At 72.3% G+C, this 17,380-nt stretch carries 17 protein-coding genes and 2 pseudogenes; 7 read left to right on the top strand and 12 right to left on the bottom strand.

The genetic code is table 11. The annotated features are described in order from the left end of the window. Entirely contained in the window at window positions 1-1,188 is a 1,188-nt protein-coding gene (locus ACZ6ZQ_RS18825) for an acyl-CoA dehydrogenase family protein (protein ID WP_469769620.1), read from the top strand. 25 nt (window positions 1,189-1,213) lie between these two features. On the opposite strand, the gene ACZ6ZQ_RS18830 is transcribed toward ACZ6ZQ_RS18825, so the two are convergent. Next, complete coding sequence (locus tag ACZ6ZQ_RS18830) at window positions 1,214-2,590, bottom strand: sugar ABC transporter permease (protein WP_469769621.1); 1,377 nt, start codon at window positions 2,588-2,590, stop codon at window positions 1,214-1,216. Between the two features lie 26 nt (window positions 2,591-2,616). Continuing rightward, complete coding sequence (locus tag ACZ6ZQ_RS18835) at window positions 2,617-3,756, bottom strand: MFS transporter (protein ID WP_469769758.1); 1,140 nt, start codon at window positions 3,754-3,756, stop codon at window positions 2,617-2,619. Window positions 3,757-4,108: 352 nt separating this feature from the next. Here ACZ6ZQ_RS18835 and ACZ6ZQ_RS18840 point away from each other — a divergent pair, with 352 nt between their 5' ends. Both ACZ6ZQ_RS18840 and ACZ6ZQ_RS18845 read left to right on the top strand, forming a co-directional pair. Beyond that, a complete protein-coding gene (locus ACZ6ZQ_RS18840; protein WP_469769622.1) occupies window positions 4,109-5,041 on the top strand; it encodes a hypothetical protein in 933 nt (310 codons plus the stop codon). A 108-nt stretch (window positions 5,042-5,149) separates the two neighbouring features. Then, window positions 5,150-5,821, top strand: a complete 672-nt coding sequence (locus ACZ6ZQ_RS18845; RefSeq protein WP_469769623.1) for a sigma-70 family RNA polymerase sigma factor — start codon at window positions 5,150-5,152, stop codon at window positions 5,819-5,821. Between the two features lie 71 nt (window positions 5,822-5,892). Here the strand turns inward: ACZ6ZQ_RS18845 and ACZ6ZQ_RS18850 are convergent, their stop codons facing one another. Beyond that, a complete protein-coding gene (locus ACZ6ZQ_RS18850; RefSeq protein ID WP_469769624.1) occupies window positions 5,893-6,630 on the bottom strand; it encodes a DJ-1/PfpI family protein in 738 nt (245 codons plus the stop codon). 150 nt (window positions 6,631-6,780) lie between these two features. Here ACZ6ZQ_RS18850 and ACZ6ZQ_RS18855 point away from each other — a divergent pair, with 150 nt between their 5' ends. Next, window positions 6,781-7,035: a hypothetical protein gene (locus tag ACZ6ZQ_RS18855; protein WP_469769625.1), complete on the top strand. Its 255-nt coding sequence runs from the start codon at window positions 6,781-6,783 to the stop codon at window positions 7,033-7,035. On the opposite strand, the gene ACZ6ZQ_RS18860 is transcribed toward ACZ6ZQ_RS18855, so the two are convergent. The 3 genes from ACZ6ZQ_RS18860 to ACZ6ZQ_RS18870 are packed head-to-tail and all read right to left on the bottom strand — an operon-like array spanning window position 7,010 to window position 9,948. After that, window positions 7,010-7,570: a cupin domain-containing protein gene (locus ACZ6ZQ_RS18860; RefSeq protein ID WP_469769759.1), complete on the bottom strand. Its 561-nt coding sequence runs from the start codon at window positions 7,568-7,570 to the stop codon at window positions 7,010-7,012. The genes ACZ6ZQ_RS18855 and ACZ6ZQ_RS18860 overlap by 26 nt on opposite strands. After that, window positions 7,567-8,838 carry a cytochrome P450 gene (locus ACZ6ZQ_RS18865; RefSeq protein ID WP_469769626.1) on the bottom strand — a complete coding sequence of 424 codons (1,272 nt, stop codon included), beginning with the start codon at window positions 8,836-8,838 and terminating at the stop codon, window positions 7,567-7,569. Before ACZ6ZQ_RS18865 ends, ACZ6ZQ_RS18860 begins: the two co-directional genes overlap by 4 nt. Before the next feature lie 21 nt (window positions 8,839-8,859). Continuing rightward, the gene (locus ACZ6ZQ_RS18870; RefSeq protein WP_469769627.1) at window positions 8,860-9,948 is read right to left on the bottom strand and encodes a type III polyketide synthase; all 1,089 of its coding nucleotides are present in this window, start codon (window positions 9,946-9,948) and stop codon (window positions 8,860-8,862) included. 352 nt (window positions 9,949-10,300) lie between these two features. Here ACZ6ZQ_RS18870 and ACZ6ZQ_RS18875 point away from each other — a divergent pair, with 352 nt between their 5' ends. Together ACZ6ZQ_RS18875 and ACZ6ZQ_RS18880 are read left to right on the top strand one after the other, a co-directional pair. Continuing rightward, complete coding sequence (locus ACZ6ZQ_RS18875; RefSeq protein ID WP_469769628.1) at window positions 10,301-11,518, top strand: cytochrome P450; 1,218 nt, start codon at window positions 10,301-10,303, stop codon at window positions 11,516-11,518. A gap of 7 nt (window positions 11,519-11,525) precedes the next feature. Continuing rightward, complete coding sequence (locus ACZ6ZQ_RS18880) at window positions 11,526-11,753, top strand: acyl-CoA carboxylase subunit epsilon (protein ID WP_469769629.1); 228 nt, start codon at window positions 11,526-11,528, stop codon at window positions 11,751-11,753. 259 nt (window positions 11,754-12,012) lie between these two features. Here the strand turns inward: ACZ6ZQ_RS18880 and ACZ6ZQ_RS18885 are convergent, their stop codons facing one another. Together ACZ6ZQ_RS18885 and ACZ6ZQ_RS18890 are read right to left on the bottom strand one after the other, a co-directional pair. Continuing rightward, window positions 12,013-12,960, bottom strand: coding sequence for a ferredoxin reductase domain-containing protein (locus tag ACZ6ZQ_RS18885; RefSeq protein ID WP_469769630.1), 948 nt, complete (start codon window positions 12,958-12,960; stop codon window positions 12,013-12,015). Next, complete coding sequence (locus ACZ6ZQ_RS18890) at window positions 12,957-13,946, bottom strand: SPFH domain-containing protein (protein WP_469769631.1); 990 nt, start codon at window positions 13,944-13,946, stop codon at window positions 12,957-12,959. Before ACZ6ZQ_RS18890 ends, ACZ6ZQ_RS18885 begins: the two co-directional genes overlap by 4 nt. Before the next feature lie 118 nt (window positions 13,947-14,064). On the opposite strand from ACZ6ZQ_RS18890, the gene ACZ6ZQ_RS18895 reads away from it, so the two are divergent. Continuing rightward, on the top strand, window positions 14,065-14,442 hold the full coding sequence (locus ACZ6ZQ_RS18895; protein WP_469769632.1) for a DUF488 domain-containing protein: 378 nt from the start codon (window positions 14,065-14,067) through the stop codon (window positions 14,440-14,442). On the opposite strand, the pseudogene ACZ6ZQ_RS18900 reads toward ACZ6ZQ_RS18895, so the two are convergent. The 4 genes and pseudogenes from ACZ6ZQ_RS18900 to ACZ6ZQ_RS18915 all read right to left on the bottom strand — a co-directional run. After that, window positions 14,421-14,795, bottom strand: a pseudogene (locus tag ACZ6ZQ_RS18900) (amidohydrolase family protein); the annotation flags it as partial. The gene ACZ6ZQ_RS18895 and the pseudogene ACZ6ZQ_RS18900 overlap by 22 nt on opposite strands. Beyond that, window positions 14,788-15,027 (bottom strand): annotated as a pseudogene (locus ACZ6ZQ_RS18905) (aldo/keto reductase); the annotation flags it as partial. The pseudogenes ACZ6ZQ_RS18905 and ACZ6ZQ_RS18900, both read right to left, overlap by 8 nt. A 130-nt stretch (window positions 15,028-15,157) precedes the next feature. After that, on the bottom strand, window positions 15,158-16,129 hold the full coding sequence (locus tag ACZ6ZQ_RS18910; protein ID WP_469769633.1) for an SDR family NAD(P)-dependent oxidoreductase: 972 nt from the start codon (window positions 16,127-16,129) through the stop codon (window positions 15,158-15,160). 49 nt (window positions 16,130-16,178) lie between these two features. Continuing rightward, entirely contained in the window at window positions 16,179-17,165 is a 987-nt protein-coding gene (locus ACZ6ZQ_RS18915) for an aldo/keto reductase (protein WP_469769634.1), read from the bottom strand. Window positions 17,166-17,380 lie beyond the last annotated feature (215 nt).

The following is a 17,380-nucleotide window of genomic DNA, read 5'->3' on the forward strand; positions in this document are numbered from 1 at the left end:
ATGTACGTGCGCAGGGAGACGGACGCGGAGCGCGGACTGCCGGAGTGCCCGCACGATGTGCGGGACGTACGGGACCGGGTCGCCGGGTACGTGGGCGAACGGGTCATGCCGCACGAGCCGGAACTGGACGCGGGCGGCCCGGCGGCAGGAGCGACCCTGCGCGAACTCCAGGACGGCGCCCGCCGGGCCGGGCTCTGGGCGCTGCCGCTGCCCGTCGAACTCGGCGGTCAGGGGCTTCCGTTGGCCTCGTACGCGCATGTCGCGGAGGCAGAAGGGGCGAGCGACCACGGGCCGTCCGTGCTGGGCTCCGCCCCCCTCGTGGACGTGCTCATGCTCACCCGGCACGGCACCTCCCAGGTGCGCGAGCGGTACCCGAAGCGGCTGACCGCCGGGGAGCTGCGCACCTGCTATGCGATGACCGAGCCCGAAACCCCGGGCACGGACCCGTTCCTGACCGCCACCACGGCCGTACGCCGGCCCGGCGGCTGGACCGTGAGCGGGCGGAAATGGTTCGTCACGGGAGCGGGCAGCGCCGACCTGGTGACCGTACTGGCCCGGACGGACGGCTCGCCCGGTGACCGCGCAGGCCTCTCCCTCCTCCTCGTCCCCACCAGCTCGCCCGGCTTCCGCGTCGTCCGCGAACTGCCCGTGCTCGGGGCGGGCGGCCAGTTCGAGATCGAGCTCGACGGGGTGGCCGTCCCCGACGACCATGTGCTGGGCACGCCGGGCCAGGCCCTCGACATCGCCGCCGAGCGTCTCCAGCTCGGTCGAACCCTGCGCTGTCTGCGCTGGCTCGGCCAGGCGCGGCGCGCGTACGCGCTCATGCGCGACCGGGCCGTCGCGCGCACCCGGTCGAAGGGACAACTCGCCCAGCTCCAGCTGGTCCAGCAGCATGTCTTCGACGCCCTGCTCGCGCTGCGCACGACACGCCCCCTCGTGTACGAGGCGGTCGCGCGGATCGCCGCCGGACGTGACGCGCATGTGGAGGTGGGCCTCGCAAAGGTCGCCGCCGCACGCATGCTGCACCAGGTCGCGGACGCGGCCGTCCAAGTGCACGGCGCGGCGGGCCTCGGGCCGGACACGGCGCTGCCCGCTCTGCTGCGCACGGGCCGGACGGCACGGATCCTCGACGGTCCCGACGAACTCCACATCGCGTCCGTGGCGCGCAGGGTCCTGCGAGAGCCCTGACGGGACGGCGGACGCCGTCACGCGGTCAGGCGACGTGGACGTCCACGAGGCCGGTCAGCGCGGCGAGTCCGTATGCGAAGAAGAAGGATCCCCAGACGAGCTCGTGGCGGACGGCGGTGCCGTCCGCGGCGCCGCTGCCGACGTCGTAGCAGCCGTCCAGCAGTCGGCCGTCCGTGGTCATGTGCACCATGGCGAGCCGCCGGAGGATGTCCGCCGCGCGGGACTTCAGGAGCTGCCTGGAGGCCGGCTCGTAGGACTTGTCGGCGGATCCGGCGGATCCGGCGGATCCGGCGGATCCGGCGGAATCGTCGGGCTCGTGGAGGTCGTGGAGGTCGTGGAGGTCGTGGAGCTCGTAGGGCTTGCAGGGCTCGTCGACAAGCTTGAGCAGGGCGACCGCGGTGATGGCTGCGGCGGAGGTGTCCAGCGGTCCGTCGGGCCGTGCCGAGTCCGCGGGCGGGACCGGCGCAGCGGACGGGTCCACCGCGGCTGCGACCAGCCTCGCGAGGGCGGGATGACAGGCTGTTCCGCCGAGGTGCCGCAGACCGTCGGCCGCCGCGAGCAACAGCCATGCCCGGCCCCGGCTCCACCCCGGGGCGGGCTCGGGCAACGGGGACCAGGTGGCCTCCTGCGGGCTGAACTCCCAGGCGGAGTACGGCGATTGCGCGCTGAGGTCCAGATGTCGCCGCAGATGCGATGCGGCGGCGGCCCGCCCTTCCGGTCCGGCGCAGGCCAGCAGCTGTACGACTCCGGGGACGGCGTCCGCCCGCGCCCGCAGCCGCGGCCCGCCGAACGCCTCGCCCCAGGGCACGAGGCCCATTTCCTGATCGAAGTCCTGCAGGAGAGCCGCGGCCCCACGTTGCCGCAGATCACGAGCGTGGCGGCCGGGTGTTCCGCCCGGCCGGCGCAGGTCGGCGCCGGGCGGGGGCTCCGCAGCGGAGTCCGAACCCGCGCCGTGCGCCCGACCGTTCGACCGACGGTGCGTCCGGGCGGCCGGAAGTGGGCTGTTCGGTAGCGGGCCGTTCGGAGACGGGCCGTTCGGAGACGAGCCGTTCGCGTCGGCCAGGGCTTCGGAACCGGCGGTTGCGGGCGGCAGGGCAAGTGCCGTGCCGTACCAGAGGATCAGGCCGCGGGTCGCGGTGTCCGACGTCAGCCACGGTTCCAGGCGGAGCGTGCACTCCTGGGCCGCGGCGGCGTCCGCCGGTGCGCCGGTGCGCAGGGCTCGCAGCCACAGCAGCCCGGCCCAGAAACCTCCCGTCCAGGATCCGCGGGCCGTGGTGGTCCAGCGGGCGCTCGTCGGATCGGCGTGGAGGGGGAAGCGCTCGCCGGTCTCGGCGCGGGTGCGGGCGACCCTCGCCAGGACGGCGTCCAGGGCCGGGCCCGCCCAGTCATGACCGCTGTTCATTCCGGGCCGTCTCATTCCTGGTCGTCTCAATCCTGGCTCTCTCGTGCCTGGCCGCCGCATGTGCCGTCCCGTACCGCCCACACCACCGCCACGACGGCCGCACCAGCGAACTCCGCGGCGACCAGCAGCCAGCCCGTGGTCCAGCGGCCGTCCGCGGCCAGCAGGCCGAACAGCGGTGGCGCCAGGGCGAACCCGGCGAAGAAACCGGCCGAGACGAGCGCGGAGTCCTGACCCGCCCGGCCGGGCGCGGAGCGCTGCATGACCAGCACCATGGAGACGGCGTTGGCGGACACCGCGAACACGCCGACGGCCACCGCCGCCGCCCAGACAAGGACCGGCAACCGCGAGGAACCGGCCAGGACGAGTGCCGCCGCGACGGCGCCGAGCGCCAGCAGGCCGGGCAGCCGGCGGGCGCGTCCCGGCGCGCCGGCGACCTTCGACCAGCCGATGCGGCCCGCGATGCCCGCGCAGCCGAGCACGGCCACGAGCGCGGCGGCCGGTGTGGCGGAGAGCCGGAGGTGCTCCGTGCCGTAGAGCGCGAGATAGGTGTTCACGGAGGCGATGCCGCCGCCGAGCAGCAGCGAGAAGTAGAGCAGCCAGGCCACGGTGCCACGGGGGACCAGGGAGGACCGCGGCCCGGGGGCCGGCGGAGCCGGATCGGGCGGCAGGGCCTGCGCCGACCACGCGGCCGCGGCCACCGCGGCGGCGGCCGCCGTCCAGACCGCCGCCCGCCATCCGGCCACCGCGGCGAGCCCCGCCAGCGGCAGCCCCACGACGAACGCGCCCAGCTGCACACCCGACTGCTTCATCCCGGTGACCGGCCCGCGTCGCTCGGGCGGCACGACGGCCAGAATCGCCTTGTTCGTCGCCGGGTTGGCGAGCGCCTGCGGCAGCCCGCCGAGCGCCACCGCCCCGAGCAGCAGTCCGGCACCGGACGCCGAACCGATCAGTGCCAGTGCGATCGCCGTCACCAGCAGCAGGGCGACCAGGCTGCGCCTCGGGCCCGCGCGGTCCACCAGCCGCCCGCCCAGCGGGGAGAGGAGAGCCGCGGCGCCGAAGCCGACCGTCGTCGTCAGACCCAGCACGGTGGGGGAGATGCCGAGGGCGTCCACCAGCCGGGGGCCCAGCGCACCGAGCAGGAACAGCTGCATCATCGAGAAGGCCATGGCGCAGGTCAGCAGCGCCGTCAGTGGCGCCCCGGCCTCACCGCCACCCGCGCCGGGCCGACCGGCGCCCTGTATGGTCCCCGGTTCGGTCCCCACATGCCCTCCGCTGCCGTGTCCCGTTGCCATGTCTCGCTGCCGTGTTCCGCTGTCGTGTGCCGCTGTCGCGTGCCGCGCGGCGTGACGGGGCAGGACGGAGCCTCATGAGGCCCCGTCAGGAGTCGTGTGGACTGGCAGGTGAGTTCCCCGGGAGTGTTGTGTGCTGTGTCACAGTCGGTCAACTGAGCGGCACGCGCCGCCTTTTCCGTAACCGGCGGGTGGAAATCCGCGGAGCGGATGCAAGGATGAGGCCGCCATGACGACAGGGCGATGGACGCGAGCGATTCGGGCCGTGATGTTCGCGGCCGTCTGCGCGCTGCTCACGGCTCTGGGGCATGCCGTCATGTCCGACACCGCGGTCCCGCTGCCGGCCGTGGCGGGAGGGCTCGTCCTGACGGCCGCCTGGGCCTGGGGACTCGCCCGGCGTGAACGCGGCCCGCTCCTGGTCACATCGGCCGCGGTGGCGGCGCAGGCACTGCTGCACGCCGGCTTCTCACTCGCCCAGGCAGCGGCCCGTCCGGCGCTGCCCGGCGGTCCGTCGCTGGCCGGGTGGTGGGCGCAATATGTCACATGTGGCACGGTGCAGGCACCCGCCCGCACCGCCGTGGACGGCCTCGCCATGAACGGCCACGGCATGGACGGCCTCGCCGTGAACGCCCACGGCATGGGCGGTCACGGCATGGACGGCATCGCCATGGGCGGCCACGTGACAGTCCATCACCAGATGGCCGGTCCCGCCGATGTCACGGTCGCCCACGACATGACCGGCATGGCCCACGACATGGCCGGCATGACCGCCGATATGGCCGGCATGACCCATGACATGGCCGGCATGGCCCACGACATCACGGCCACCGGCCAGCACATGGCAGGCATGTCGCCCCTCGGCATGCTCGCCGCGCACGCGCTGGCCGCTCTCCTGTCCGGGCTGTGGCTCGCCCAGGGAGAGCTGGCCGCGACCCGTGTCCGTGCCGCCACCCGCCTGCGCGGTGCCTTCCGCGTGCTGGGCGGCCTCGCCGGCCGGCTCGCCGCATCCCTGCGGCTCCTGTTGCTCCGTCTGCCCGCGCTCCCGCACCGCCCCCGCCGTCCGCGCCGCCGCCGGGGCGATGACGCACGCGCTCCGCGCCTGCAGCTGCTCGTCTTCGCCATCACCTCACGAGGGCCTCCTGTCGTACCCGCTGTCCTCTGACAGCCGGCTTCCCCGGCCCCGCCCGAAGGCGCGGCCGTACGACACGAGTACCGGCCGTGCGTTCCACCGCGCGCCGGAATCCCTGAACACCGAGAGGGACCTGAGGCGATGACGTCTGCCCTGCCCTGCCCGCCCCGCGGCACCGAGCACCACCCCCGAATACACGGCATACACGGCGAAGATGCCGTCACCAACTGGGCCCTGGACGCCCGCGGCGGCGACCCCGAAGCGGTGGAACGCTTCGTCCGGGCGCTGCACCGCGACGTATGGCGGTACGTGGCGTACCTGAGCGCCGATCCCCAGGCCGCCGACGACCTGACCCAGGACACGTTCCTGCGCGCGCTGCGCAGCCTGCACCGTTTCGAGGGGCGTTCGTCGGCACGCACCTGGCTGCTGACCATCGCGCGCAGGACCGTCGTCGACAGCCTGCGTCACGCGGCCGCACGGCCCCGGCCGGCGGACACCACCGACTGGCAGACGGCTGTCGAACACGCACAGCCGCGCGGCCTGCCCGGCTTCGAGGAAGGCGTGGCGCTGGCCGAACTGCTGGCGGCGCTCCCGGAGGAGCGGCGTGAAGCGTTCGTGCTGACGCAGCTGGTCGGGCTACCGTACGCGGAGGCGGCGGCACTCTGCCGCTGTCCCGTCGGTACGGTGCGCTCCCGGGTCGCCCGGGCACGCGCGGCGCTGGCCGACCTGCTGTACGAAGCCGACCGGCCCTGCGGTGCGGAGGAGACCGGGCCGCCTCCGCGTGGTGAGGGCGCGCTGACCGTGGCGGCGTGAACCCTGCCCGGGGGTGGCCCGCCGCGCGCGGGCCACCCCCGGGTCTCAGGCGCGCGGACCACCCGCGGGGCTCAGGCGCGGGTACGCAGCACCGTGCCGCGGCGCTCGAACTCCAGGACCGCCTCGGTGCGGCCGGCCGCCTCCGCACCGAACTCGCGCTCAAGAAGCCACAGCGCACCGTCGATACCGGAGCTGATGCCGCCCGCGCACACCAGATCGCCGTCGTCCACCACGCGCGCGTCGCGCACATCGGCGCCGAGGTCCTTCAGATACTGCTTGGCACCGTGATGGGTCGTGCAGGGCCGGTCGCCGACGAGCCCGGCGGCGTGCAGGACGACCACTCCGGTGCAGATGCCGACGAGGGTGAGTCCGGACCGTACCGCGCGCTTCAGCTCGCGGGTCAGCACGCCCTTCCTGATCTCGGGCCAGATGCCCGGCCCGTCCTTGCGCGTGAAACCGCCGCCCGGCACCACGATCACATCGGCCGCCGCGGGGTCCCAGGCGCCCGGCGCGGCGATGTCCGTACCGAACGTGCCCCTGATCCGGCCGGGTTCTCCGCTGGTCACCAGGGTGGTGGTGAGGGGCAGGCCCATTCTCTGTGCGAGGCACAGGACCTCCAGCGGGCCGATGAAGTCCAGTTCCTCCGCCCCGTCGAACACGACGATGTGCACGCGCAGCGGCCGGTTGCGGCGGCGGCCCGGCGCGGCCGCGTACGCCCCCGAGGTCCCCGCGCCCAGCACGGCCGCGACACCGACACCGACACCGGCCCCGGCCGCCGCCGACCTGAGCATCCCTCTGCGATTCATCATCCGCCTCCATGACTGTCGGGTGCCTTCGGAACGACGTGCTGACCAAGACGTCGGACCGGAGGGGGCGGAGGTTCCCGAGGACCGTTGTCAGTGGCGTGGGGCAGGGTGGACGGTGTGCCGCTGTATCCATCCGAGAGGAGAGGCCGACCGATGAGTGTCGCCACGATGATGACGTCGCGCGAACGAGCCGCAGCGCAGGCGTACGTGCGTCTGCTGGGCGCGGTCCGCGCCGCACTCGCCGAACCCCCCGGTGCGGCCCCGCCACCCCTCGTGCTCACCGCCCCCATGGCGGAAGCGGACCGGGCCCTCGCGGACGCGGGCTTCGCGGGCAACGAGGCGGAGTTGTTCGGTCTGGTGAGGGACCTTCACACCGCAGGTGTCACGCGTCGTGCCGCAGGGGCGTGAGTTGTTCGATGTCGTAGCGGGCCCGGAGCTCGGTGATCGCCGCATGATCCAGCGGACCGCCCGAGTTGAGGATCTCCTGGAGTTCCTCGAAGTACCGCTCGTGGTCCGGCGGCGGGGCTGCCTGGAAGAACATCTTCGCCGGCTCGTCCGTGCGGTTGGCGAACGCGTGCGGACAGCCCGGCGGTACGACGATGACCGTGCCCGGGCCGGCAGCGACGGCGCGCCGGCCCGTGAGGGACTCCCAGTGGCGCCAGTCGTCACGCGTGCGCACCCGGGGCTCGAAGGCGAGTACCTCCAGCTCGCCTTCGAGCACGTAGAAGAGCTCTTCGCTGCGCGTGTGCACATGGGCACCGACGTCGAACCCGGGTGGTACCACCACCTCGAAGCTGGACGCCGCGCGTGAATGCTCGCCGGTGACCTTGAACGTCACCTCATGGGCCGCCGAGTGCAGCTTCCGTCCCTCGCCGTTCGGCACGAGCAGCCCCTCGGGCGGCCGGGTGAGGGCGACGGGCGGCGCGCTGATGTGGGCGGTCACCACGTCACCGGCAATCCCTCGGGCCCCCGTATGAGCGCGCCCGGGCGCCACCGGAGCTCATCGAGCGGGACGGCTGGACGAAGGTCGGGGAATCGGTCCAGCAGGGCGGAGACGAGCAGTTCGGTCTCCAGCCGGGCGAGCAAGCCGCCCACGCAGTAGTGCGGTCCGTATCCGAACGCCACATGCGGGTTCGGGCTGCGGTCGAGCACGATCTCCTCCGGGTCGGGGAAGACGTCCGGGTCGCGGTTGGCGGCCAGGTACGAGATGTAGACGGCCTCACCCGCCTTGATGTCGTGCCCGGCGATGGTCACGTCCTCCGTCGCGATCCGGGTCAGCCCGACGCCGTTGCGGTGCGGGATGTAGCGGAGCAGCTCGTCGATGGCCGATGGCCGCAGCGCGGGCTCGGCACGCAGCCGGGCCTGATACTCCGGACGGGTGAGGAGGATGTAGGCCATGTTGCCGGTGTTGTTCGTGACCGCCTCGCCGCCGAGCTGGATGAGCAGTGCGAGGCCGACCGCCTCCGACTCGGTGATCTCGCCCTCCGTCACGGCCGTCCCGAGCACCCCGATCACATCGTCGCCGCCCGTGCCACGGCGCCTGCGCAGCAGTTCGGCGAAGTACGCACACATCCCCCTCTTCGCCCGCTCGCTGCGCTCCACGCCCTGGGACGAGGAGAGAATGAGCACGGTCCACTCGTGCATCTTCGGGCGGTCGGCTGCGGGCACGCCCATCAGCTCGCAGACGACGGCCAGCGGGAACGGGGCAAGGATCCGCTCCGTGAGGTCGGCGGGCGGGCCGTCGCGCAGGACACCGTCGACGAGTTCGTCGAGCAGCTTCTGCGCCTGCCCGCGCAGCCGTTCCACGCCCCGCGTCGTGAACGCGGCCGCGACGGCCCGGCGCAGCCGGGTGTGATCGGGCGGGTCCTCGAAGCCGACCGCTCCGTCGACCGGGATGAAGTGCGGGGCGAGCCGGGTGACATCGTTGCCGACGACCGCCTTGCGGCTGAAGCGCGGATCGTTCGCCACCATCCGCACCTCGTCGTATCCGGACACCAGCCAGGCCCAGCCCGTGCCGTTGGGGAGCTTGATACGGGTCACCGGACCGTCCTGCATCAGCTCGGCGAGCACGGGATCGAACTCCACACCGGACAGGTCCTGGACCGGCCAGAATCGGACCGGTGGGCGCGGGTCGGCCGGGGCTACGACCGCGGCCGCGGTGGTGGTCGTGCCGGTCGTGCCGGTCGTGGTGATGGTCGAGGTGGTGGTCATGGTCAAGCTCCGCATGGTGGTTCAGCTCCTCCCCGCGCGCGCGGGCGCGGTGAGGAGCCCGTCGGGGACGGTCCAGCTGCCCAGCGACATCTCCGCGGTGATGCCGGGCCCGAAGCCGGCGAGGATGCCGCGCGCCGCGTGCTCCGTCGAGCCCTCCTCGAAGAGCCGGTGCAGTGCGTCCAGGACGACGGCGCTCGCGATGTTGCCGTACTCGGTGAGCGTGGCCCGGCTGAACCGGAAGGCCTCGGGCTCCACTCCGAGGAACATGCTCAGGTCGTCCAGGATCCGCGGCCCGCCCGCGTGGATGATGTAGAAGTCCAGCGAGGTGGCGTCCCAGCCGTGGTCCGCAGCCAGCTCCTTGAGGGCCGGCGCGAGTGGTTCCATCGTGCCGGGCACCCGCTTGTCCAGCTTGAAGTGGAAGCCCGTGGCGCGGATGTCGTACGCGATCCAGTCCTCGGTGTGCGGGACCAGATACGAGCCGTTGCGCTCCAGTTCGACGCCGTGGCCACCCCTGCCGCGTACCACCGCCGCTGCCAGTCCGTCGCCGAACAGGCCGTTGGAGAGCAGGTTGCCCACGTTCACATCGGCCGGCTGGTAGCACAGCGAGCAGAACTCGCAAGCCACGATGAGGGCGTTCGCCTCCGGGTAGGCGGTGCAGAAGTCGTGCGCCCGGTTGATCGCGGCACCGCCGGCCGCGCATCCGAGCTGGGCGATCGGCACCTGCCGGACGTCGGTGCGGAATTCCATCGTATTGATCAGCCATGCGGTCAGTGACGGCATCATGAAGCCCGTGCAGGACACGAAAATGATCGCGTCGATGTCTGTCGTGGCGAGTTCTGCGTCTGCCAGTGCCTGTCTGATGACGGCAGGCACACGCGCCTTGGCTTCCGCCTCGTAGACGGCGTTGCGCTCCTCGAACCCGGGGTGCTGCAGCGTTTCCTCGATCGGTCGCAGCAGATGCCGCTTCTCCACCCCCGTGTTCCGGATCAGGCGCAGCGCCAGCTCCAGTTGCGGGTGGTCCGCGTGAACGGACCGCGCCAGATCAAGGGTCTGCTCCATGGTGATCACGTGCTCGGGCACAGACACCGCGGGTTTGCACAGAGTGGCCATGACATGCCGCCCTTCCTCTCGCGTTCCTCCAAAATGATCTGGGACGACACGCCGTCGCGCGCGCCGGGCAACCCCTTCCCGGTTGCACCGAACGGGTGATGCGCGGGCGTGTTCGAGCCGATGTCCGTGCAATCGGGAAGGGATGTGTTCCTGGCGGGGGCCGTACCAGCGCAGTGCACGTGATCCGCACACCAGCGCGATCACAAACCGGGAGATGAAGTCAATGAGGCCAGAACTCGAGACGGAGGCGGCGCCCGGAAGCGGACCCGGGACGGGCTCCCTGACCGGTGCAGACACCCGTGCAGACACCGGCGCCGGTACCGGCCCGGGTACCGGCGCCCGGGACTGCCCCGTGACCGGTGCCGGCCCGGGGGAGGAGCGGGCGGTCCACCACTGGACCCTGGAGGACTTCCCGGCCCTGGACTTCGACCCGTTCCTGACCACGCTCCTGCGCGACGAGCCGGTGGCGCGTATCCGGCTCCCGTTCGGCGAGGGCAGCGCCTGGCTGGTGACACGGTACGAGGACGTCAGAATCGCCTCTTCGGACCCCCGGCTCAGCCGGAAGGCCCTGGCGGAACGGTCGGTGACGAGCGGGTCCCCGCACGCCATCGCGGCGAAGCACGCGGCCCTCAACTACGCGGACCCGCCGCACCTCAACACGATGCGCCGCGTGGTGGCCCGGGCTTTCACCGGCGCGAGCATGCAGCGTTTGCGGCCCAGGGCCCAGCGGACCGCGGACGCCCTGCTGGACACCATGGAACGGCGGGGGTCCCCCGCGGATCTGATGGAGCATCTGCACGGGCCGTTCCCGCTCTCCGTCGTCTGCGACCTGCTGGGGGTGCCGCAGGACGAGCGGTCGGACCTGACCTCCTGGGCGAATGTGATCATGACGCCGGCCCCGGCGCCCAGCCGGAGCAAGGCGGCGAGGAACACGGTCCGTGACGTCGTCGTCGGGCTCCTCGGCAAACGGCGCGCCGAGCCGCGCGACGACTTGGCCGGCGTGCTCGTGGCCGCCGTCGAGGCCGGTGAGATCAACGACGACGAGGCGGTCTCGCTGGCCACGGCGATCCTGGTGAGCGGTGCGCACGCGGTGCGCAACAACAGCGCAAACATGGTCTACGCGCTTCTCACCCGTCCGGAGCACATGGCGCGGCTGCGCACCGAGCGCGGACTGCTGCCGCAGGCCGTCGACGAGCTGCTGCGGTACATCCCGCACCGCAACGGTGTGGGGCTGCCGCGGATCGCGACCGAGGACCTGGAGATCGGCGGCGTCCGCATCAGGGTGGGCGAGCCCGTCTACTTCTCGTACCTCGCCGCGAACCGCGACCCGGCGGTCTTCCGCGACCCGCACACGCTCGACTTCGACCGTGAGCCCGTCGCCCATCTCTCGTTCGGGTTCGGACCGCACCACTGCGTCGGCTCGATGCTGGCCCGGATGGAGTCCGAGATCATGCTCGCGACGCTGCTGGACCGGTACCCGCGGCTCGAGCTCGCGGTGCCGCCCGAGCGGCTGGAATGGCAGGAGGGTGCGTTGATCCGAGGCCCCAAGACCCTCCCGGTCCGTTGGTGAGGCTCTGATGGACATACGGATCATGCACGGTTCGCCCGACCACGTGGAGCTGGCGGCGCTGATGGCGGTGCTGACGGCCGTCGCCTGCCGCAGTGAGACCGCCGCCGCCGCGCGCGAGGCCCGACGACGCAGAGCGCACTGGGACCGGGCGTGGGGAGGCGGGTTCCAGCCGAGCGGCTCGTGGCGGGCGCGGGACAGAACGGCCATGGCGTTCGACCCCGGGTCCCGCTACTAGTGCCCCTCCCGGCGAGCTTTGCCTGTCGCGCCGCCCGGCACGCACCCTCGCTGCGTTGGCCAAAAGCCCTGGTAGCTCCGCTACGAGGACTTCCGGCCGCCTTGCGATGCTTCCCCTCGGCCCTGCGGGCCTGGGGAGACCCCATGCACCGGACGACGCTCCTTGACGGGCAAAAATTGCCGGTCGCGGCACTGGGGTCTGTCCTGGGCCCTGATCGGCCGGACAGGGCCGGAGTGTTCTCCCGCTCCCGCCACGGACGTCAGACGAGCAGACGCAGCGACGTGCCGGACACGCCAACCCGGACCGTCTGGCCCCAGGTCAGATCCAGTGCGTCGGACTCCATTCCGTCGCCGAACGCGACCAGCCGGTCGGACTCGACGGTGAGCCGGAGCCGCTGCGTACCGGAGAGGACCCCCTCCACCAGCGCGGTGCCGGTGGAGGGGGAGGGCCAGGCCTCCCGTACGAACCAGATCAGCCGGGGATCGGCCGGGCCGGGCAGTGGCTGCCGCCCGCCGCGCTCCTGCCACAGCGAGCGCAGCCAGCCGGTCGCCCCGGTCCCGGTGCCGACCAGGACGCCCGACGACGCCTGGGCTTCGGCGCCGTCCGGGTCGTCGTCGGGACCGGGGCCATGACCGGTCGACGGTGCCGGGCCGATCGGCCCGTCGATGCCCAGCCGGTAGCGGGACGTCTGGTGGCCGGGCCGGCCGAGGTAGATCTCGTTGAGCGCGAGCAGCCGCTGGGTGTCGTCGGCGACGGCCTCCACCATGGTGAGTTCGTCGGCCGCGGCACCGCGGCCGACCGCGGCCCGCAGCAGCCGGGCCGCGTCCGCCGCCCGGTGCCGTACGAGGACACCGAGGCCCCGGCCGGGGTCGGTGTCGATCCCCACCACCGGCTGGCCCGAGAGGTACTTCGCGGTGTTGGCGACGAGCCCGTCCTGACCCACCACGACCACCACGTCCTCGGGTGCGAAGAGAAACCGGTCGAGGTCGCCGCGCTCCGCCCGGGCCTGCCGCCACTGCACCGGCACGGCCGCCGCGACGTCCGCGAGCACCCGCCGGGCGCGGTGGTGCCGCTCCGCCACCTCCCGGATGCTCCGGCCGCGCGAGGACAGGAAGAACTCGGCCTGGCCGTGGGTGCCGTGCCGGGCGAGCAGCTCCTCGTACTCGGTGGTGCGGTGCACGAGCACGGCACGCGGGGCGAGACTCATCCCAGCCTCGCGAGGAGCCCGGTGAGGACATCGGGCGAGAGGGTGACGCTGTCCACGCGCGGCAGGTTCTCGGCGAGCCGGGTCACGGCCAGTGCGTGCAGGGTCGCCGGGTCCACCTCGGCATGCACACGCAGCCAGGCCGCCTGTGCCTCGGCCCGCGCCTTGCCGACCTCGCGTGCCGCCGTCGCCTCGGCCTCGGCCAGCCGTACCTGGCGGGCGGCTTCCGCCTGCGCGCGTACGGCGTCGGCCGCGGCGCTCTCCTCGGCCTCGCGCCGGGCGTTGGTGCCCTTCTGCTCGACCAACTGCTCTTCCCTGCGCGCCAGTTCGATCCTGCTGGCGAGCTCGTTCTCGGCGATGGCACGTTCGCGTTCGACGGCGACGGCCCGCCGTTCGTAGGTCGCGCGGTCGGCCTCCTGCTGGATCTGCTCGCGCGCGGGGGTGCGCAGGGCCCGCTCGACCTCGGGCTCGGGCCGCAGGGCGATCACGCGTACGGCCACCACCTCGATCCCGGTGGCGGCCAGTCGCGGCTCCTCGCCCAGTCCGCCGGAGATCCGCTCCCGTACCGCGGCGACGCCGTCGACCAGTGCCGCCGACAGCGGCGTACGTGCCAGGACGTCGAGCGCGTGCTGCTGGGCGGTCTCGGTGAGCAGGGTGGAGATCTGCTCCAGTGGGGCGCCGCGCCAGACGCCGGTGTCGGGATCCACGGAGAAGTCCAGCCGGGCGGCGGCGGTGGCCGGTTCGCTGATCCGGTACGTCACGGTCGCCTGCACCGAGACGTCCTGGAAGTCGGACGTCCGGGCGTGGAACGTCATGGCCAGCTCCCGGTCGTCGACCGGCACTTCGGAGAGCGCGGCGGACAGGGCGCGGAACCAGAAGCTGAGCCCGGGTCCGTCATGGGTGAGCCGGCCGCGCCGGTGGTGGCGGACATGGGCGGTGGGAGCGGAGCGGAGATGGCGCCATCCGAAGCGCCTGGTGATGTCGGCCATGAGGCAACCCCCTGTTTTCGTCACTGCGACGATATTGGAAGGAGCTCTTATCGTCAATGCGACGAAATGAGGAGGTGCCGCGCTTGCGCCGCACGGCGGTCCGCATCAGGCTGACGGCATGGTCACCATCACCGTGCGCAGGGTCTACGACGAGCCGGAACCGGAGGACGGCACGCGCGTCCTCGTCGACAGGCTCTGGCCCAGAGGAGTCTCCAAGGAGCGGGCGGCCGTCGACGAGTGGCTCAAGGAGGTCGCTCCGTCCAACGAGTTGCGGAACTGGTACCACAAGGACTCCTCGCGCTACGAGGAGTTCGACGCCCGCTACCGGCAGGAGCTGGAACAGGGGCCGGCGGCGGAGGCCCTGGACCGCCTGCTCAGCCTCGCCCACGGCGGGCCGGTCACCCTCGTCACCTCGGTGAAGAGCATCGAGGGCAGCCATGTACCGACCCTCGTCGGCCTCCTGGAACAGGCCGGTCAGCCGCCGGCGAGTCCGTAGACCCGGTCGGCGGTCCCCGCGAAAACCAGGGCCCGCTCCTCCTCGCTCAGCTCCTGCGTCAGCGTGCGCGCCGTGGCCAGCACCCCGGCGTACGAGGAGGCCAGCCGGCACACCGGCCAGTCGGAGCCGTACATCAGCCGGCCGGGGCCGAAGGCGTCCAGGACCGTCCGCGCGTACGGCCGCAGATCGTCCACCGTCCAGTCCCGGTGGTCCGCCTCCGTCACCATCCCGGACAGCTTGCACACCGTGTTGGGCAGCGCCGCCAGCTCCCGGACCGAGGAGGCCCACGGCTCCAGCTCGCCACGCGCGACCGGCGGCTTGCCCAGATGGTCGAGGACGAACGTCAGCGAGCGTGAACGCGTCCCGGGGGCGGCCGCGCAGCGCCGCCCCGAGTCGCCGCTCGGACAGGCCGAGCCCGTAGTGCGGAGCGGTGTCGAAATAGCGGACGCCCGCGTCCCAGGCGGCGCCGACGGCGGCCGCCGCCGTCTCTTCCGGAACGGCGGAGTACAGATTGCCGATGCCGACATCCCCGAAGGACAGTTCGGTCACCGGACACCCGCTGCGCCCCAGTGCGGTGCTGAGCATCGTGTCATCGCCCCCTGATCTCCGCGCCGCCGCATATTTGTCAGATGTATGGGCGTCAGTGACACCCTTCTGTCCGGGTTCTCGGAGACGAGGGCGGCGATTGATCGGATGACAGAGGCACCATGATGAGTCAGCCCGCAGTCGCGAACGCATCGACTCCGGTGAGCCCCGCCGAGAGCCTCCACAGGCGCGCTGCATGCTCCGGATCCGTCGCGTAGGCACGTACGCCGATGGTCAGCTCGCCCGTACCCCCGGTGGTCGTCTCCGCGATGTCGCAGTCCTCGCAGTAGACACCGCCCATGCCGGCCAGCTGCGGGGAGGTGGCCGCCCAGACCTGTGTCGCCGCACCCTGCTCGGGTGTCTTGAACGAGGGGCTCAGCGGCTTGCCGTCCTCGTCGATCCAGCCGGCGGCGACCATCTCCTCCGTGGCGAGATGACGCACCAGCTCGGTCATGATTTCGCCCGGGTGGACGGCGAACGCCCGCACTCCGGCGTCCTTGCCGAGCGCATCGAGGTGTACGGCGAACAGCACATTGGCCGTCTTCGCCTGGCCGTACGCCTGCCACTTGTCGTAGCCGTGCTCGAACTGCGGGTCGTCCCAGCGGATGTCGGAGAGCTGATGGCCCCGTGAGGACACCGAGACGACACGCCCGCCGCCGCGCGCGATCGCCGGCCAGAGCCGGTTGACGAGCGCGTAGTGACCGAGGTGGTTGGTCGCGAACTGCCCTTCCCAACCTGGTCCGACGCGGGTCTCGGGACTGGCCATGACACCGGCATTGTTGATCATCATGTCGACGCCGCGGCCGGAGGCGAGGAAGCGCTCGGCGAAATCGCGGACGCTGTGCGGATCGGTGAGGTCCAGTTCGTCGATCTCCACACCGTCGAGGCCCGCGACCGCCTTCTCGGCGGCCGGGCGCCGTCGTGCGGGTACGACGACGCGGGCGCCGGCACCGGCCAGCGCCCGTGTCGTCTCCAGCCCGAGACCCGAATAGCCACCCGTGACGATCGCGAGCTGTCCGGTGAGGTCGATCCCGTGCAGAACGTCCTGTGTGGTGCTCCGGGCACCGAAGCCCGAGCCGATCCTGTGCTGTGCAGTGGTCATGCCTCGAAGCTACGCATTGGAGGGCACTCCAGGGCAAACAACGCGTTCGTCAGCGCGCCTCGTCGAGCCGGGCGCGCTGGTCCGCCGTCAGGTCCAGGTCCACCGCGGCCAGGCTTTCGTCCAGCTGGGCCACCGACGACGCGCCGACCAGCGGGATCACCGGAATCTCGCCGCCGATCAGCCAGGACAGGACGACCTGGTTCGGCGTCGCGCCGGTCTCCTTGGACACGGCCCGCAGGGCTTCGAGGCGGGCGGGAGTGCCCGCGTGGTCGAGACCCGGGTCCAGGGGCTTGTCGTCGCGGACGTAGGCGCCGCCGAGCAGCGGGGAGTAGGCCACCAGCGCGAGCGAGGGCTCGGCGCGGACATAGCTCAGCAGGTCTCCCGCGACGACGCCCAGCTCCCCGTCCGGCGAGCGCAGCGTCGGCAGGTCGGTACGGCGGCGCAGATAGCTGTGGTGGTACTGGAGGACTTCGTAGCCGGGCAGCCCCGCCGACGCGGCCAGGGACCGCGCCCGCTCCACCCGCCACGCCCAGTGGTTGCTCACGCCCAGTAGCCCCACCGTGCCCTCGGCGACCAGCTCCGCGAACGCCTCCACGGTCTCGCGCACCGGTACGTCCCGGTCCTCCACGTGCGCGTACAGCAGGTCCAGCCGGTCCACGCCGAGCCGCTCGCGGCTGCGCTCGGCGGACTCACGGACGGCCGCGGCCGACAACCCCTCGATGTCGCGGGTGAAGGTGCTGGTGGGCGAGTTGGGCCGGGCCCCGAGCTTGGTGGCGATCGTGATCCCGTCAGCGCTCCCGCGGCTGCGGATCCACCGGCCGAGGAGTTCCTCGCTCTCACCGCCCTGAGTGCCGTTGACCCAGAACGCATAGTTGTTCGACGTGTCGATGAACGTGCCGCCGGCCTCGGCGTACCGGTCGAGAATCGCGAACGACGTGGCCTCGTCGGTCACCGTGCCGAACCGCATGGCGCCGAGGCTCAGCACGCTCACCTCCCGCCGGGTCTTCGGGTCCTGGCCGATCGTGCGGTAGCGCATGCGGATTCCCCTCGTGAGCGCTTGTCAGCGCTTGTCAGCGCGTGTCATCGACGACACGAAGCATGGATCTTCGAGTGCGCTCCAAGTCAAGTCCCGCAGGTGTGTGTGCACGCGCCAAGTCGGGCCGCCCGGGAGGATGTTCACGAAGAACGGCCGGGGCCCCCTCCTCCTGGGGCCCCGGCCGCTGCCGGCCCGCGAAGCGGTGCGCTCCGCGG

The organism is Streptomyces sp. NPDC053673 (assembly GCF_055585225.1).

Bases quoted from the DNA above. Each gene is read 5' to 3' on its own strand.
- ACZ6ZQ_RS18825 (WP_469769620.1), top strand. From the start codon at position 1: ATGTACGTGCGCAGGGAGACGGACGCGGAGCGCGGACTGCCGGAGTGC.
- ACZ6ZQ_RS18830 (WP_469769621.1), bottom strand. From the start codon at position 2,590: ATGAACAGCGGTCATGACTGGGCGGGCCCGGCCCTGGACGCCGTCCTG.
- ACZ6ZQ_RS18835 (WP_469769758.1), bottom strand. From the start codon at position 3,756: ATGGCCTTCTCGATGATGCAGCTGTTCCTGCTCGGTGCGCTGGGCCCC.
- ACZ6ZQ_RS18840 (WP_469769622.1), top strand. From the start codon at position 4,109: ATGACGACAGGGCGATGGACGCGAGCGATTCGGGCCGTGATGTTCGCG.
- ACZ6ZQ_RS18845 (WP_469769623.1), top strand. From the start codon at position 5,150: ATGACGTCTGCCCTGCCCTGCCCGCCCCGCGGCACCGAGCACCACCCC.
- ACZ6ZQ_RS18850 (WP_469769624.1), bottom strand. From the start codon at position 6,630: ATGATGAATCGCAGAGGGATGCTCAGGTCGGCGGCGGCCGGGGCCGGT.
- ACZ6ZQ_RS18855 (WP_469769625.1), top strand. From the start codon at position 6,781: ATGAGTGTCGCCACGATGATGACGTCGCGCGAACGAGCCGCAGCGCAG.
- ACZ6ZQ_RS18865 (WP_469769626.1), bottom strand. From the start codon at position 8,838: ATGACCACCACCTCGACCATCACCACGACCGGCACGACCGGCACGACC.
- ACZ6ZQ_RS18870 (WP_469769627.1), bottom strand. From the start codon at position 9,948: ATGGCCACTCTGTGCAAACCCGCGGTGTCTGTGCCCGAGCACGTGATC.
- ACZ6ZQ_RS18880 (WP_469769629.1), top strand. From the start codon at position 11,526: ATGGACATACGGATCATGCACGGTTCGCCCGACCACGTGGAGCTGGCG.
- ACZ6ZQ_RS18885 (WP_469769630.1), bottom strand. From the start codon at position 12,960: ATGAGTCTCGCCCCGCGTGCCGTGCTCGTGCACCGCACCACCGAGTAC.
- ACZ6ZQ_RS18890 (WP_469769631.1), bottom strand. From the start codon at position 13,946: ATGGCCGACATCACCAGGCGCTTCGGATGGCGCCATCTCCGCTCCGCT.
- ACZ6ZQ_RS18895 (WP_469769632.1), top strand. From the start codon at position 14,065: ATGGTCACCATCACCGTGCGCAGGGTCTACGACGAGCCGGAACCGGAG.
- ACZ6ZQ_RS18910 (WP_469769633.1), bottom strand. From the start codon at position 16,129: ATGACCACTGCACAGCACAGGATCGGCTCGGGCTTCGGTGCCCGGAGC.
- ACZ6ZQ_RS18915 (WP_469769634.1), bottom strand. From the start codon at position 17,165: ATGCGCTACCGCACGATCGGCCAGGACCCGAAGACCCGGCGGGAGGTG.